The 15910-nt window shown below is 45.6% G+C and carries 12 protein-coding genes and 1 pseudogene; 1 reads left to right on the plus strand and 12 read right to left on the minus strand.

The window, feature by feature from the left end:
• Positions 1–578 precede the first annotated feature (578 nt).
• A pseudogene (locus tag ACO4R2_RS01440) lies at positions 579–764 on the plus strand (transposase); the annotation flags it as partial.
• A 42-nt stretch (positions 765–806) separates the two neighbouring features.
• Here the strand turns inward: ACO4R2_RS01440 and ACO4R2_RS01445 are convergent.
• The 12 genes from ACO4R2_RS01445 to ACO4R2_RS01500 all read right to left on the minus strand — a co-directional run bounded on the left by ACO4R2_RS01445 (position 807) and on the right by ACO4R2_RS01500 (position 15700).
• Entirely contained in the window at positions 807–1280 is a 474-nt protein-coding gene (locus ACO4R2_RS01445; protein ID WP_311490552.1) for a CYTH domain-containing protein, read from the minus strand.
• A 185-nt stretch (positions 1281–1465) separates the two neighbouring features.
• A complete protein-coding gene (gene prfB, locus ACO4R2_RS01450) occupies positions 1466–2587 on the minus strand; it encodes a peptide chain release factor 2 (RefSeq protein ID WP_311490553.1) in 1122 nt (373 codons plus the stop codon).
• Positions 2588–2660: 73 nt separating this feature from the next.
• Entirely contained in the window at positions 2661–4490 is a 1830-nt protein-coding gene (locus tag ACO4R2_RS01455) for an AMP-dependent synthetase/ligase (RefSeq protein ID WP_484768897.1), read from the minus strand.
• A gap of 504 nt (positions 4491–4994) precedes the next feature.
• A complete protein-coding gene (locus ACO4R2_RS01460) occupies positions 4995–5699 on the minus strand; it encodes a peptidylprolyl isomerase (protein WP_484768898.1) in 705 nt (234 codons plus the stop codon).
• Positions 5700–5728: 29 nt separating this feature from the next.
• The gene (locus ACO4R2_RS01465) at positions 5729–6985 is read right to left on the minus strand and encodes an FtsW/RodA/SpoVE family cell cycle protein (protein ID WP_484768899.1); all 1257 of its coding nucleotides are present in this window, start codon (positions 6983–6985) and stop codon (positions 5729–5731) included.
• A gap of 29 nt (positions 6986–7014) precedes the next feature.
• Positions 7015–8346 carry a UDP-N-acetylmuramoyl-L-alanine--D-glutamate ligase gene (murD, locus tag ACO4R2_RS01470; protein ID WP_484768900.1) on the minus strand — a complete coding sequence of 444 codons (1332 nt, stop codon included), beginning with the start codon at positions 8344–8346 and terminating at the stop codon, positions 7015–7017.
• Positions 8347–8377: 31 nt separating this feature from the next.
• Complete coding sequence (locus ACO4R2_RS01475; protein ID WP_347719710.1) at positions 8378–9649, minus strand: phospho-N-acetylmuramoyl-pentapeptide-transferase; 1272 nt, start codon at positions 9647–9649, stop codon at positions 8378–8380.
• Between the two features lie 35 nt (positions 9650–9684).
• The gene (locus tag ACO4R2_RS01480) at positions 9685–11142 is read right to left on the minus strand and encodes a UDP-N-acetylmuramoyl-L-alanyl-D-glutamate--2,6-diaminopimelate ligase (protein WP_484768901.1); all 1458 of its coding nucleotides are present in this window, start codon (positions 11140–11142) and stop codon (positions 9685–9687) included.
• A 6-nt stretch (positions 11143–11148) separates the two neighbouring features.
• Entirely contained in the window at positions 11149–13761 is a 2613-nt protein-coding gene (locus ACO4R2_RS01485; protein WP_484768902.1) for a penicillin-binding transpeptidase domain-containing protein, read from the minus strand.
• Positions 13758–14246, minus strand: coding sequence for an FtsL-like putative cell division protein (locus ACO4R2_RS01490; protein ID WP_311490561.1), 489 nt, complete (start codon positions 14244–14246; stop codon positions 13758–13760). Before ACO4R2_RS01490 ends, ACO4R2_RS01485 begins: the two co-directional genes overlap by 4 nt.
• A 78-nt stretch (positions 14247–14324) precedes the next feature.
• Complete coding sequence (gene rsmH / locus ACO4R2_RS01495) at positions 14325–15251, minus strand: 16S rRNA (cytosine(1402)-N(4))-methyltransferase RsmH (RefSeq protein ID WP_484768903.1); 927 nt, start codon at positions 15249–15251, stop codon at positions 14325–14327.
• On the minus strand, positions 15248–15700 hold the full coding sequence (locus ACO4R2_RS01500) for a division/cell wall cluster transcriptional repressor MraZ (protein WP_311490563.1): 453 nt from the start codon (positions 15698–15700) through the stop codon (positions 15248–15250). The genes rsmH and ACO4R2_RS01500 overlap by 4 nt, the downstream gene beginning before the upstream one ends.
• Between the last annotated feature and the right edge of the window lie 210 nt (positions 15701–15910).

The following is a 15910-nucleotide window of genomic DNA, read 5'->3' on the forward strand; positions in this document are numbered from 1 at the left end:
TCACTACAAATATAAGAACTTTGGAGCTTACACACTTTTTTAGGACAGTATCCTTTTACACATCAAAAGATCGTAGATTAAAAAGCAGATGAGAATAATCTTTACATCTGAACAGTCCTTCCCTCCCTCCGTTCTGCTCTAATGCGAGGAGAGAAAGCGCAGAGATTCCCTAAAAAACAGCTGTTATGAGCGTGTAAATCTTTATATTAAGATTAATGTTCTCACTACTGATGGTATCCGCGTAAAGCCTCTTATAGATTGCAGTCTCTCTTGTTTTTGCTTTTATGTTACCGTGATCTCGACGAATTATAAGTGTCTATGGATTTGGTGATTAGTGAAAATCGTTGTAGCATTAATGAGCTAATATACAAACAGTTATAAATAAAAAAACCGTAATAATCACCTATGGAGGAGTTACTGAAATATTTTGTATGGTAGTCGATTCCTGCAAGTTTTTTGATGCAATGATAGCAAAATATACGCTAAAACCTACAGGAAAAAGGAAATATCATCGAAATTCTACAATGTCAAAGGCAGAAGTTATGCTGGTAATGATTCCTTTCCACGGTTCTGGTTATCGCTGCTTTATAGAAACGGTGAATGATGAACTTAAGAACATTGCACAAGTGGAGCACTCCAGACATAGATGCTTTGACAATTTCATCGTCAACTTATTAGGGGCAATTGCTGCCTATTGTCTGTTTCCAAAGAAGCCGTGTATCAATGTACAAAGGACTATTGATACACAGCTCGCATTGTTCTGAATTCGTCGAACTCACGTTAATTAGAAGAACTCTTATAAAGAATTATTTTTTCCAATCTTTATATGGATAGATACGCAGCGAAGAATTATAGTACTTGCGATCACCAGTAACTTCCTCTCCCAAGAAACTGGGGTGTTCAAAGGATTCGGTTTCGCTTTTTAGTTCCACTTCTGCCACAACCAATCCATCGTTATCGCCATGAAACTCATCGACTTCAAAGACATGATTGCCGACTGGAACTAGCCAGCGCGTTTTATCTACTATCCCCGGCTCACAGAGCATCATCAGCGAGAACGCTTCATCCTTTGTAATTTCCTTTTCAAATTCGTAGCGCGACAATCCATTATTCCGACTTGGTCCTTTAATCGTCAGAAATCCCTGTTCATTGCGCAAACGCACACGCACGGTACGGCCCTTCCCCGAACAGATATATCCCTGAATGATTCGAGAATGGCTCGTGGCCAACGATTTGTAGTCGCCGGCCACGAGGAATTTACGTTCAATCTCAAGCGGCATACGTCAATTTGCTAAGAAAGAGAATAAAGCAAGAGACAATACCACTATAACAATCAGGCCAATAAAGATACCATTAACAATACGGCGAGCTTGCCGTTCTTGCTTCGCATCGCGAACCTGCTTCTTTAGTTTCTTTTTTTCGCTCATAGTATAAAGGATAATAGTTAGTATTTGTTAGATATATTTCAGTCTTTATTTTCCGTGCCTGCGTATTCCATGAGGTAAGCCTTGATAAAGCCATCCAGCTTACCATCCATTACGCCCTGCACATCACTGGTTTGGAATCCAGTGCGATGGTCTTTCACGCGGCGATCATCGAACACATAGCTTCGAATCTGGCTACCCCATTCGATTTTCTTTTTGCCAGCCTCAATAGCTGCCTGCGCCTCTCTTCTTTTCTGAAGGGCACGGTCGTAGAGTTGGGAGCGGAGGAGTCGCATAGCGTTCTCTCTGTTCTCCAGCTGCTTTCGACTCTCCGTATTCTCAATGAGAATTTCCTCCGTCTCGCCTGTATCAGGGTCGGTGTATTGGTAGCGCAAGCGCACACCAGTTTCCACCTTGTTGACGTTCTGTCCACCAGCACCACCGCTTCGGAAGAGGTCCCAACTGATTTTGCTAGGATCAACTTCAACTTCTATATTGTCATCGACTAACGGTGTAACGAAGACGCTGGCAAAGCTGGTCATACGTTTTCCCTGTGCATTGTAGGGCGAAACACGCACCAGGCGGTGCACACCATTTTCGCTCTTCAAGTATCCATAGGCATAGTCGCCCTCCATTTCGATGGTGCAAGTCTTGATACCTGCTTCGTCACCTTCTTGAAGGTTGGAAATACGCACCTTATAGCCATTGGCTTCCGCATAGCGCAAATACATACGCATCAGCATACTGGCCCAATCCTGCGCCTCTGTTCCTCCTGCTCCAGAATTGATTTTCAGAACGCAGTCCATACTGTCCTCTTCCTCACGAAGCATATTCTTGAGTTCGAGCGCCTCGATTGATTCTATCGTTTTAGCATAGGTAGCGTCCACTTCTTCCTCCGTGACCAACTCCTCCTTGTAGTAATCGAACGCCAAGGTCAGTTCATCGATCATTGTTTTCACTTCTTTGTAGCCCGTCACCCACTTTTCGATACCTTTAACCTTTTTCATCTGTTCTTCTGCGCGTTTAGCATCGCTCCAGAAGTCAGGGTCTTGGGTACGAATTTTCTCTTCCGCCAGCTGCATTTCTTTAGCGGGAATGTCGAGGTAACGGTGGAGAGCTTCCACACGATCTTGAGTTTCTTTGAGTTGTTCTGAAGTAATCATTATTCAGTTATAAGTCGGACAAGATTCTTATTTTCTTTCGTTTATCAACTGCAAAGTTAATAAATAAATGCCATTAGTGGGCGTATTGCAATTCGGCCTTACGATAGATCTCTTCGATCTTTTCCGCATAGCGTTGGTAAACCACATTACGTTTCACCTTGAGCGTATTTGTAAGTTCGCCGCCCTCCACGGTGAAAGGTTCGGGCATCAGTACGAAATGTTTGATTTGCTCATAATGCGCTAAATCTTGTTGCAACGTGTCGATACGATCAGCAATAAATTTCATCACTTTCGCATTCTGACACAATTCTGCCCTCGAGTTGTAGATAAGTCCTTCCTTGATGGCAAATTCCTCCAACAGTTTGTAATTAGGAACAATCAGAGCACTCACAAATTTACGTTTATCGGCCACGATGACACATTGTTCAATATATCGATCTATTGCCATTTTGGATTCTATCATCTGCGGTGCAATGTATTTTCCATTACTTGTTTTGAAGAGGTCCTTTATGCGCTCTTTCAGATAGAGCTCACCATCTTTCATATAACCTGCATCGCCGGTGTGAAACCAGCCATCTTCGTCAATAGCAGCTCGGGTTGTATTATCTTTACGATAATAGCCCGGGGTGATAGTTCGGCCGCGCAGAAGAATTTCGTCGTTCTCTCCAAACTTAATTTCAAGTCCCTTTATGGGTTGTCCCACAGACCCGATTGTCATACGTTCACCCTTATGGTCGTTGCTCACTGTAGCTGTCGACTCTGTTAGGCCGTAGCCCACCAGCATATAGATACCTACGGCATGTGCAAACTTCTCCACCTCTGGACTAACGGCAGCTCCCGCTGTGGGGAAGAAATTAGAATTTTCGAGTCCAAGCGTTTTTCGAACGAGTTTATAAATCGTACGGTCATAGAGTTTATACTTCAAGGAAAGTCCTAATGGTGCCGTTTTCCCTTTTGAAGCATAATCGGCCCAATACTTCATACCTGTATCTAAAGCATTCTGCATCAACTTACGTTCGACCAAAGAAGCTTTTGCAATTTTTTCTTGAACAGCTTGATACACCTTTTCCCAGAAGCGTGGAACTGCCGCCATACAAGTGGGGTGAACTTCCTGCATCGACTGCTGTACATCCGTCGGTCGGAGATTGATAGCCAACTGTGCTCCTTCACTCAGACACAAGTAGGACCATGCACGTTCAAAAACGTGAGTAAAAGGCAAGAAGTTGAGCACAACATCCTTATCGCTAAGAGGCAGATTCTCATCATTGCGAATAGCAGCCTCATCGTACATAGCATAGGTCAGGATAACACCTTTGGAATTGCCCGTTGTACCGCTGGTATAGAGAATATCGGCCATGTCGTCGAACGATGCCTCGCTCTTGCGTTGCTCAATTTCTTTGTCGTAGTTGCCCACTTCTCCCAACTGGAGAAATTCGTCAAAATAGATGGAAAAGCCATCTGATTCGCGGTGGCGCACATGACGATCGAAGATGATAATACGTTGAATGTTGTTGCACTGATGAATCACATCGGCAGCAGTGTCGTACTGCTGTTGTTCTCCCACAAAAAGATAACGCACTTCTGCATCGTTCATCATATAGATGACTTGCGCACCACTGGAGGTGGCATAGAACGGAATGGAAACAGCACGGATACCATAACCGCCGAAAGCCACAAATAAGCTCTCGGGCTTATTCTGCGAGAAGATAGCGATGCGCTCTTGGCGCTCCACTCCGAGAGCCAACAGCGAACGACTAACGGCCGTCACTTTTGCCGAAAATTGATTCCAAGAGATCGGCAGCCAACGGTTCTGCTCATAACAGCGATAGGTCATAGCCGTACGATCGCCATACTTCTTTGCTTGCTCAGGAATGAGGACTGAGAGGTGATGTCTATTCAGCATAACGCTTATATTTATTATATGCGAAGTTACATATTTTTTATAAAAAGAGTGGAAGGAGTAAAGAAAAAGCATCCATCGAGGCTTTAAAAGTGAATTTCAGTTTCATTACTATCCTCTTCATCCATCCAAAAATACTGTCATTTTTCTTTACAGAGAGAATTCACAAATATACAGATGATAAAGCACAGAAAGTAAGGACAAAAAAGGCGGATTATTATAGCCAAAAATATCCTTATTGCGTCAGCCTGCGCAATAAGGATGCCAGCTGACACAATAAGGATGTCAGCGGATATCCTTATTGTATTTTTATGCCCTACTACTTCGCTGAAAAACAAAGAATTACAGACTAACAAAACAATAAGAAGAGCCGCCACTAAAAGCGCTATGGCAAGAAGCAGAAATGTATTGAGAAAGGGAAAAACAAAACGCGACAGCCCTCAGAGGGCAATCGCATTTGAACAAAATATTTTACAGTGGGGACTGAATAGTCTGAATGTTGAGTTATCAGTCCTTAACGTAGGCTCGAATAATCATAATATCATCTAAAGGGCGATTGTTTTCAGGATTGGTAGAAACGGCCTGGATGTCCTCAATCACGGGCAAGCCACTAAAGATTTCTCCGAAGACGGTGTACTGACCGTCGAGATGAGGAGTGCCTCCCGTGAAATAATAGAGGTCGCGGACGGAATCGGGCAAAGCCACACTATCGCCAACGGCTTGTTGCACGCGTTGCCAACGCTTCATAAGATTTTCAGGTGTGAAGGTTGTACCCCAAACAATATAGAACTGGCTACCAGCACTCCTGCGTTCGGGATTGACATCATCACCTTCGCGCGCCATGGCCAGCGCACCGCGCACATGATAGTGGAGCGGACGCTTGGGGTGCCCAGCATCGCCAACAGGAAAGATTTCAGCGGGCAGCGTATAGCCAGGTCCTCCCTCCCCTATTTCTTGTGTGGCTGTGGCTTCATTGCGGGTTTGCGGGTCGCCACCTTGCACCATAAAATTGGCAATGACACGATGGAATTTCGTACCATTATAATAGCCATCATTCACAAGCTTCAAGAAATTATCGCGATGAAGAGGTGTGTCATTGAAGAGCACTACCGTGAATGGGCCAGCTGTAGTTTCGAAGCGCACCTTTACGCGCTTTTCGTTGGCAAAGGAGAAAAGCGGCAAAAGGAGCAAGAAGAAGAGAATGCGTTGCATAAGGCGTGCGGAATGGTTAGGAAACTGTGTTATTTGGCAGCAGCAGGTTGGAGCCCAGGGTTCACCTTTCGCTTCTCTGGAGTTTCTCCGCTGAGTTCAGCAGGCGTTGCTTTTACATCGTTCTTACGAGAATAACGGCTCACACTGAGCAGCACACCGATATAGAAGCTATTGATGAGCGTGGAAGTACCACCACGACTAATCATCGGCAGCGGCTGACCCGTTACAGGGAATAATCCAACAGCTACCAGCATATTGAGGACGGCTTGGCAAACCAAGAGCAGGGCAATCCCCATGGCCAGAAAGGCAGGAAAATTGCTCTCGCATCTCTTGGCTATGCGCCCCGCTCTATAGAGCAGAACCACATAGAGAAACACCACCAAGAGTCCGCCCCATAGGCCTGTTTCCTCAATGATAATGGCATAGATGAAATCAGAATAAGCCTGACTGAGGAAATCTCTCTCTACACTGTTACCAGGCATTTTGCCCACAAAATTAGAAGACGCGATAGCGATATTGGCATGGGCCACCTGAGCGTTCTTATCAATATCGTAATCCTCAGGAAGAATTTCTCTGTCGTTATTATTGAGTTTTGTTTCAATGCGCGACTTGGCCGTTTTCATACGTCCTGTACCAGGCAATTTATAGAAGGCACTATCTGAAGGAACGACAGCCACAATTGCCACGACAAGGGCTATCAATATGGCCCAAAAGCCCAGAAATTTTCCTATCTGGTTCCAAGGTACGCGTCCAATGATCATCATAAGCAATACAACCCCCAGCAGCAATGCGCCAGTTGAGATATTGTCAAAAGCTATCAAGAAAACCACGGGAACAGTTAATCCAACAATGAGTTTAAAAGCATTTTTGTGTGCTCCATTCTCGCGCTGCGTCTGTGCCAATATCAAAGCTACCGACATGATAACCGCTCCCTTTGCCAACTCCGAAGGCTGAAACTGGAAGATGCCTAAATCAATCCAACGTTGAGCTCCATTCGTGGTGGCACCAATGACCCCTACGAGTAAGAGAGAAAAGACGCTCACCGGATATAAGAAAATGGGGAATGCGCGAAAGAAGCGGCAGGGTATGGAATGAAAGAAAATGACCACCATAGTTCCCACAGCGAGAAACATGGCCTGACTGGTGAGCGGAATCCAAAAGCTGCCGTTTTTGTATGCCAACGAGCTACCCGCACTATATACTTCCACCAAAGAGATGACACAGAGGAAGAAATATATAATCCAAATGACGGGATCGCCCTTAAAGAGGTTCTTGATTTTATTCACGTTCTGCAATGACTAAAGGTTGAACATTGTTAGGCCAACTCTCTTACGCGCGCCTTGAACTGCTCACCGCGGTCTTCCATATTATGGAAGAGATCGAAACTTGCGCAGCAGGGTGAGAGCAATACCGTATCGCCCTTTTGAGCCAAACGGGCGCAAGCTTTCACACAATCGGCCATAGAGTGGGTATCTTCCACAGGCAAACCGAAACCATCAAAGAAATCGTGGAGCTTCTTATTGTCGGCACCGAGATAGACAAGGGCTCTACATTTTGTTTTGACCAATTCGGCAATTTCATTATAGTCGTTACCCTTATCCTTACCTCCAAGAATGAGTACTGTAGGGGTTCGCATGGCAGCAAGTGCCCAATAGCAAGCATCCACGTTGGTGGCTTTAGAATCATTTATATAATGTACGCCGGCAACATCGCAAACTTTCTCCAAACGATGTTCCACACCAGGAAAATCGCTCAGACCTTCGCGCACCACCTCAGGAGCTACGCCTGCCGAAAGAGCAGCGAGCGCTCCAGCCATTGAATTGCGGAGATTGTGTAAACCTGGCAGAGAAAGTTCGTCTGCATCCATCTCAAAAGAAACAGGCTGCGAGATTTTTAATAGGTTATTTTCCTCATAAGCCACCGCCCCTTCTTTCGGTGTATCGCTAAACTCAAGCATACGCGCTGGTGAGTTGTATTTATGCAGTTCGTTGGGAACCCATTCGTCCTGCGCCCAATAGATGAAAGTATCTTCCGGTCGCTGATTCTGCAAGATTCGCATCTTGGCATTGACATAGTTTTGCATTTTAAAGTCGTAGCGATCGAGATGATCGGGCGTAATATTCAGTAGAACAGCAATATCTGCGCGGAAGTCGTACATATTGTCCAACTGGAAAGAGCTAAGTTCGATGACATACCATTCGTGCTCTCCCTCGGCCACTTGCAGCGCAAAGCTCTTACCAATGTTGCCAGCCAAGCCTACATTGTAGCCAGCCTTCTGCAGGATGTGGTAGATGAGAGACGTGGTAGTGGTCTTTCCATTTGAGCCCGTGATGCAAATGGTCTTTGCATTGGTATAGCGTCCTGCAAATTCTATTTCGGAAATAACAGGAATACCGGCAGCCTTTACTTTCTGAATCATTGGTGCAGTATCGGGAATACCAGGGCTCTTCACCACTTCATCGGCGTTCAGTATCAACGCTTCGGAATGATGCCCTTCTTCCCAAGGCAGGCCATAGCTGTCGAGAAGTTTTTTGTAACTATCCTTTATCGTTCCCATATCGGAAACAAAAACGTCGTATCCTTTCTTTTGGGCCAATACGGCAGCGCCCACGCCACTTTCGGCGGCTCCCAACACAACTAAACGCATCGTCGTAAACACTTTATACTTGTTGCAGTTTTTATCGAATTTTCAAGGTTATAATAGTAGCAGTGGCCAAAAGGATCGTTGTAATCCAGAAGCGCACCGTAATTTTGCTCTCATGCCAAGCTCCGCGCGGCCAGTTTTTGAATACATAGGAACATTTCGGGTCGAGCTGTGAGGGCAACACACGGAAATTATCGTGAATCGGTGTACGCTTAAAGATGCGCTGAACAAGCCCTTTTCGTTTTCCTAACTTGAAATACTCCACTTGCAAAATAACGCTCAAACTTTCTACAAAGAAAATGAAACACAGAATGGGGAGCAGCAATTCCTTGTGGATGATAATGGCCATCACACCAATAACACCGCCAATGGCAAGCGAACCAGTGTCGCCCATAAAGACTTGAGCGGGATAGGCATTGTACCAAAGGAAACCGATAAGGGCTCCAACCATGGCACAAATAAAGACCACCAACTCTTCAGAACCAGGAATGAACATGATATTTAAGTAGCCGGCCAACTGAATATGACTGGACACATACGCCAATATACCCAATGCTATGCAGATAATGGCTGAGTTTCCAGCAGCCATACCGTCCATACCATCGTTGAGGTTGGCCCCGTTGGAAACGGCTGTTATCACAAAAATAGTAACGATAACGAAAAGAATCCAACCTGCGGCTTGCTTGTGTTCTCCCAAGAAGGAAGTAACCTGCGCATAGTCAAAGTTGTTACCTTTGACAAACGGAATCGTAGTTTGCGTAGATTTTACGGGCCGACTCTTATGGGTTACAACTGTTACATTGTTGACAGTGCGCGTCTCTACATTTTCACGAATCACGGCATCCGGACTAAAATAGAGTGTAAGACCAATGGCGAGACCTATCAACACTTGCCCCACTATCTTGTAGCGGCCAGACAGACCTTCCTTGTTTTTCTTAAAAATCTTGATATAATCGTCCAAAAAACCCAAGAGGCCGAACCATACGAGGGACACGAGCATCATTATCATATAGATATTGCGCAAACGTCCTAAGAGCAAGGCGGGTACAAGCGTTGCAACGATAATGATGATACCTCCCATAGAGGGCACATTGAGCTTCTGCACTCCGAAGGGGTCGATACTGGCGTCGCGTTGCGTCTCACTGATATTGTGGCGCTTCATCCAGCGGATGAAGTACTCTCCGAACCAAGCTGAGATAACTAAAGCCAACATCAAGGCTAACAGGGAGCGGAAAGAGATATAGCTCCACATGGCTGAACCTGGGACACCATAATTCTCTAAAAAGCGAAAGAGATAGTACAACATAATGATTCTATTCTTTTTGTGTTTTTTTCATATATTTATTCTAAACCAAAAGCGGCACGGATCTCTTCGTGGTCATCGAAATGATGCTTCACGCCCTTGATTTCTTGATAGGGTTCGTGACCTTTTCCTGCCACGAGGATAACATCTCCTGGCTGAGCCATCATTGCTGCCGTACGAATGGCTTCGCGGCGGTCTACGATAGAGATTACTTTCTTCTTCTGCTCTGCATCGAGGCCAGCGAGCATATCGTTGATGATATCCTGCGGATCTTCAAAACGAGGATTGTCGCTGGTAATGATAACTCTGTCGCTTCGGTTGGCTGCTTCTTGCGCCATCAAGGGGCGTTTGCCTTTATCGCGATTACCGCCAGCTCCACACACTGTGATAACGCTGGCTTTTCCCTTTACGATTTCGTTGATAGTAGTAAGCACATTGATAAGTGCATCGGGCGTATGAGCATAGTCGACAATTGCACTCACCCCATCCTTTGAGCGAATGGCTTCGAAGCGGCCATTGACGGGATGAAGAGTGGACATCACGCGCAACACCTCCTGCGGCTCTTTGCCCAGCATAATGGCAGCACCATAAACAGCGAGCAGGTTGCTCACGTTGAAACGACCGATGAAGCCCACGCTTACTTCGCGACCATCAATGTCGAGAAGCATTCCCTCGAGAGATTCTTCGAGAATGCGCCCCTTGAAGTCTGCAACAGTGCGAGTGGAATAAGTTTTAATGGTTGCTTTCGTATTCTGAACCATGACCATACCATTGCGGTCGTCAGCATTGGTTATGGCAAAAGCATCTTTATCAAGCCCATCGAAGAACATTTTCTTAGCATTGCGATAGTTCTCGAAGGTTTTATGATAATCCAAGTGATCGCGCGTAAGATTGGTGAAAAGAGCTCCTACAAAGTGAAGTCCACCGATACGCTTCTGCTGAATAGCGTGAGAAGAGCACTCCATGAAAGCATATTCACATCCAGCCTCAACCATACGCGCCAAAAGTTCGTTGAGTGTAATGGGATCAGGCGTGGTATGGTCGGCAGGTACCGCTTGGTCGTCAATATAGTTGCACACCGTAGAACAAAGTCCCACCTTGTGCCCGAAGGCGCGATACATATTATAGAGAACCGTGGCGATAGTAGTTTTTCCGTTTGTTCCCGTTACGCCAACAAGTTGCAACTTGCGACTGGGATCGCCGAAGAACTCTGTAGCTACTTTTCCGACGGCATCTTCTGTGTCGGCAACGCGAACGTAAGTCACGCCCTCCAACAGTTCAGCGGACAACTCATTGCTTTGCAATACGGCAATAGCTCCCAATTCGAGAGCCTTAGATATAAAGGCGTGACCATCGGTCTGCGTTCCTTTCACAGCAATGAAGAGGTCTCCTTTCTTCACTTTGCGAGAGTCCATCTGTACGCCAGTAATCTCTATGTCCATATTCCCCTTCGTTTCAAGAGGCTGAACTTTTACTAAAACGTCGGTAAGTTTCATATCTTTTTATTTTTTCTTTTTGTCGGTTGTTTTCTTGTCTTTCGAAGAGGACTGTGTCGAGTTTTTCGACTTAGTGGTCGTTTCCTTCGATTGAGTTGTTTTCGCTTTCGGCTTTGTAGTCTGCTCCTTTGTTTTTGCCGTATTTCCTTTGGGCTTCAACGCCGGCTCCTTAGGCTTATCTTTCTTGTTCTTATCCTTGGAAGATCTGTCGGGCTGATTCTTTTCTTTAGGCTTAGCAATCGCCTCTTTCTGATTTTTCTTATTGCTTTGTTCTTTCTTGGGAGTTGACGGTGCAGGCTTCTCTGTCGTTGTAACCGTTTTCTTCACAGAAGACGTAGTGGAAAGCGTTTGTTCCGCTTGAGTAGAGCGTTGTACACTATCTTGTCCACTTTGTTCTTTTTGAGCACGTTGCTCTTCTATCTTACGGATACTATCGGTCTGTTCCACATTCGCTTTCCCATCTCCCAACGTCAGGGAGATAGTTTCGCCCTTCTTAAAAATATAACCTGGAAGCAGACTTTGACTGGTTACACGCCCCACTCCGACAACTCGCACTTTCAATCCCATTTGCTCTAAACGGAAGAGAGCATCGCGCAAACCATAGCCGCGCAAATCTGGAACTGTATTAGAAGCTGTCACGGTGCGATCAAGCGCAACACCATCATGCTGCGTATTTGAAGAACCCCATACGACGCTTTCGTTTTCTTTTGCTAAACTATTGTTCACCTTCACATTTAGCTCGTCTAACACGTGTTGAGCTGCAACAATATCTCCAGAACATACAACAGGAGAAGCTATGTTGGTAGTATCACGTGCTGTTCGGTAATCGGACTTACGGTCGAGCGCCATTATGCTTTCGGCCACTCGCTTAAAGACGGGGCAACAGTCGATAGCTCCACCAGCAGCTCCATCCTTGTTCACACAAACAATCATAGAGTACTTCGGATTCTCAAAGGGGAAGAAACCAGCAAAAGATACGAGATAGGCCGTTGTTCGGCCGTTGGATGTCCACACCTGTGCTGTACCCGTTTTTCCTGCTATAGAAACAAGCTTCGATGCAGCTTTCTTACCCACTCCGAGTGTCACTACTTCGCGCAAACAGGTTTGTACGTCACGCACTGCCTCTTCTTTAGCCATGTGTTCTCGCTGTACGATAGGCTCAAAAGTTTGTACAGGTTCGCCGTTGTTAAGAATGGCTTTGACAAAACGCGGTCTCATCATCTTACCGTTATTGGCAATACCATTATAGAAAGCCAACGTGGAGATGGGTGGAATCTGCGTTACATAACCTATACTCATCCAAGGGAGGTCGGTCTTCGCCCAATATTCTCCTTTCTGTCTCGGCCCAATGATACGCGGTTTGGCATAACCTGGAATAGGCAAATGCAGGTCATCGCCCACTCCCGTATTCATAATACCATCGACAAACTTCTCAGGCTGATTGCGATAGAACTTATCAATAAAATAACTCACACCAACATTGGAGGAGTATTGGATACACTGACGCGCCACCATACTGCCATATCCGCCAGAGCGCCAGTTGTGGTCTTTCATCTTACGTCCATACATATCAACAACGCCTCCCCCCACATAAACGGGGTCATTGAGATGGAGATAGCCATCATTAAATGCCACGAGGAACGACATAGGCTTAAACACAGAGCCTGGCTCCATGAGGTTACTAACGGCTTTGTTCTGTATCTCCATAAATGAACCATCGCCAAGTTGCGTTAGACTACTAATGGCTTTCACATCGCCCGTGGCCACTTCCATTAAGATACAAACGCCAAAATGCACTTTGCCGTTATTCTGTGCTTTGATATGTTTGAGCTGGTCGCGAAGAGCTGTTTCGCAAATGTCCTGCATCTGCACATTGAGCGTGGTTTGCACGTCATAACCGTTTTGAGCTGGCTGATCCACAATACTCAAATAGTGATCGAGCACCTTTTGTCGATGATAACGCCCTGGAACTCCGCGCAATGTCTTGTCGAAATAAAGTTCCAAACCACTGCGGGCCGAATCTTTCCCCTTATAGAGGTCGCCCACTGTGCGAATTGCAAGATTCCCATAAGGATTCTTACGCGTCTCAAATTTTTCTACATGGAAACCGCCGTAATAATCGGGTTTACAGAACACGGGCAACTGCTTCACACGGCGATATTCAATGTAAGAAACACGACGCTTCAACACCGGCCAATTCATGCGCTGTTTTTCTCGCCCCTCCGCCAGATGTTTTTTCATTTCGGCAGGCTCTACATCGGGGAATATTTTGTGTAAGCCTTGACAAATCTCGTCTATATGATTCTGAAGCAATGTATCTCTACGAAACTGGTCTTTGATGCGGCGCGCCGAATCTTTTTCAGACGACATAAAGTCGAAATACATCTTATATTCTGGAATTGAAGCCGCCAGGAGTTCTCCATCATCGGAAAGGATATCGCCACGCGTTGGGCGCAGCACTTTATTCTCCTTTCTAAAGCGTTCGGCCACAGCCATCCAGTAGGGCTTCTTAACGGTCATGATATAAGTGGCCTTCCCTATGATGAGAATGCCTATCAACGTCATCACAACGGCTATCGCTGAATAACGCGGAATCACTTTATCTTTTGGAAAATTCATTGTGCGGTATCCTCTTCTGTTACGGGCAAGGAATAGATGGGATCTGTTGACACTTTTAGAGCAGTGTCGGAGAGATGCTCTTCAACAACGCTTGGACGTGTCAATTCTTTGAGCTGACTGGAGATTGTCAGAGCCTTATAGCGGCGGTCGAGCAAGGTATCTTCCAGTTTGGTAGATTCTATCATCTCTTTTTGGCAGGCATAACGATTACTGATATAAAAGATACACATCACTACTACCAGCACGATAAACCAAAACTGACGGCGAAACCAACCACTGGCTAAAATATCACCACCCAGCACTGTGCGCAACGACACATTGGTATGCTCATCATCTTTATCAGAAGTGAGAGTCCGCAAAACCTTGCGTGCTTCTGCATCTGCGGCACGATCTTCCTGCTCTTCGCGCTGTTTCCTTTCTTCGCGAATTCTTTTAGCTTCGAGACTTTGTTCTTCTTTCTGCTGCGTGTCTTTATCGTTAGACATAGATTTTTTCTTTTTTACGAGAATAGTGTGATACAGAAAAATGGAGTAGATCTAAAAGGAATCAAACCTTCAGTTTTTTCACTTCATTTCCACTTTTTCAGCTATTCTCAGTTTAGCACTACGGCTGCGGGGATTGCGTTCTTGCTCGTCAGCATCGGGAACAATAACTTTATTATTGACGGGACGCAAAGGAGAGAGACGATTACCAAAGAAATCCTCTTCCACCTTCCCTTCGGCATTGCCTGAGCGCATATAGTTCTTTACCATACGATCTTCCAATGAATGGTATGTCAACACCACAAGACGACCGCTTGGTTTCAGACAATTGATAGCTGCATCAAGCATCTCGTGGAGGGCTTCCATTTCGTGGTTCACCTCGATGCGTAGTGCTTGAAACACTTTTGCCATGTCTTTCTTCTCACGATTGGCTCCAATGAGAGGGCGCACCAATGTGATGAGATCATTTACAGTAGCAATGGGATAGTCTGCTCTCCCTTTCACTATGGTATTGGCCAATCGGCGACCATTCTTTAGTTCACCATACAGCCAAAACAGGCGGGCAAGTTCTTCTTCCGAATAGCGATTACAAACATCGGCAGCCGTCAGTCCGTCGCGCTCATTCATACGCATATCCAGCGGAGCATCGAAACGAAACGAGAAACCGCGGGATTCATCATCGAAATGATGGGACGAAACGCCTAAATCAGCCAACAAGCCATCAATGCCCTCCACGCCATAATAGCGCATCCAATTACGAAGATACCGGAAGTTACTACGAACAAAGGTAAACTTTTGCTCATCCGCAGGGATATTTTGTTCGGCATCCGCGTCTTGGTCAAAGCTATACAAATGACCTTTAGAACCCAGCCGGCTGAGAATCTCGCGACTGTGTCCACCGCCACCAAAAGTAACATCCACATAGATGCCTTCGGGGCTGATTTGAAGTCCGTCAACACTCTCTTTCAAGAGAACGGGAACATGATATCCAGGAGCCGTAACTATCATAGCGGTGTAGACATTAATTGCTGTAAAGATTCTGTAAAATCGTCTGAACTGAGAAACGGCTCTACAGTGCGAGCAGCATCCCAAAGTTCGATGCGGTCGTCAAGACCCAAAAAGACGGTCTTACGATCTTCGCCCAACAACGCCTGAAAACGACGGGGCACAATGAAGCGCCCATTGGCATCAAGACTAAACACCTCAACATCGCTCAGAAATTGCCGAAACAGCATGGCCTCTTTCGGATTCCAACGATTCAAACGATTGCGCAATTCAGCCACTTCTTGTTCCCAAGAACTATAGGGATAGATGACCAAGCAGGGCTGATAAATATCCTGCTTGAGCACATAACGCTGCTCTCCCCCTTCGGCATCGGCCTGACGGCGGAAGTCGGCGGGAAAGAACAGACGCCCTTTTGCGTCCATCTTTGCCTGAATTTTCCCTGAGAATTGCATGACTGAACGAATCTTTCCGCAAAAGTAAGGACTTTTCCCCACATTTCCCCACTTTCTGTTAGAAAATCTTTTATCAAGCTAATAATTAAAATATTAGCTTCCAATTCTTAAACCCCTACTTTTCAAAGTAGAGGCTACAAAATCACTAAAAAAACGGCTTATATGACAAAAAGAGACCTAAAATCTCTTGTACTCCCTTTATTTACTATA

Source organism: Alloprevotella sp. (assembly GCF_057240785.1).

What these genes read in the sequence shown, in the direction of transcription:
- ACO4R2_RS01480 (WP_484768901.1), bottom strand. Translation starts at nt 11,142, where the DNA reads ATGAAACTTACCGACGTTTTAGTAAAAGTTCAGCCTCTTGAAACGAAG.
- ACO4R2_RS01500 (WP_311490563.1), bottom strand. Translation starts at nt 15,700, where the DNA reads ATGCAATTCTCAGGGAAAATTCAGGCAAAGATGGACGCAAAAGGGCGT.
- ACO4R2_RS01475 (WP_347719710.1), bottom strand. Translation starts at nt 9,649, where the DNA reads ATGTTGTACTATCTCTTTCGCTTTTTAGAGAATTATGGTGTCCCAGGT.
- ACO4R2_RS01445 (WP_311490552.1), bottom strand. Translation starts at nt 1,280, where the DNA reads ATGCCGCTTGAGATTGAACGTAAATTCCTCGTGGCCGGCGACTACAAA.
- murD (WP_484768900.1), bottom strand. Translation starts at nt 8,346, where the DNA reads ATGCGTTTAGTTGTGTTGGGAGCCGCCGAAAGTGGCGTGGGCGCTGCC.
- ACO4R2_RS01490 (WP_311490561.1), bottom strand. Translation starts at nt 14,246, where the DNA reads ATGTCTAACGATAAAGACACGCAGCAGAAAGAAGAACAAAGTCTCGAA.
- ACO4R2_RS01460 (WP_484768898.1), bottom strand. Translation starts at nt 5,699, where the DNA reads ATGCAACGCATTCTCTTCTTCTTGCTCCTTTTGCCGCTTTTCTCCTTT.
- ACO4R2_RS01485 (WP_484768902.1), bottom strand. Translation starts at nt 13,761, where the DNA reads ATGAATTTTCCAAAAGATAAAGTGATTCCGCGTTATTCAGCGATAGCC.
- rsmH (WP_484768903.1), bottom strand. Translation starts at nt 15,251, where the DNA reads ATGATAGTTACGGCTCCTGGATATCATGTTCCCGTTCTCTTGAAAGAG.
- prfB (WP_311490553.1), bottom strand. Translation starts at nt 2,587, where the DNA reads ATGATTACTTCAGAACAACTCAAAGAAACTCAAGATCGTGTGGAAGCT.
- ACO4R2_RS01455 (WP_484768897.1), bottom strand. Translation starts at nt 4,490, where the DNA reads ATGCTGAATAGACATCACCTCTCAGTCCTCATTCCTGAGCAAGCAAAG.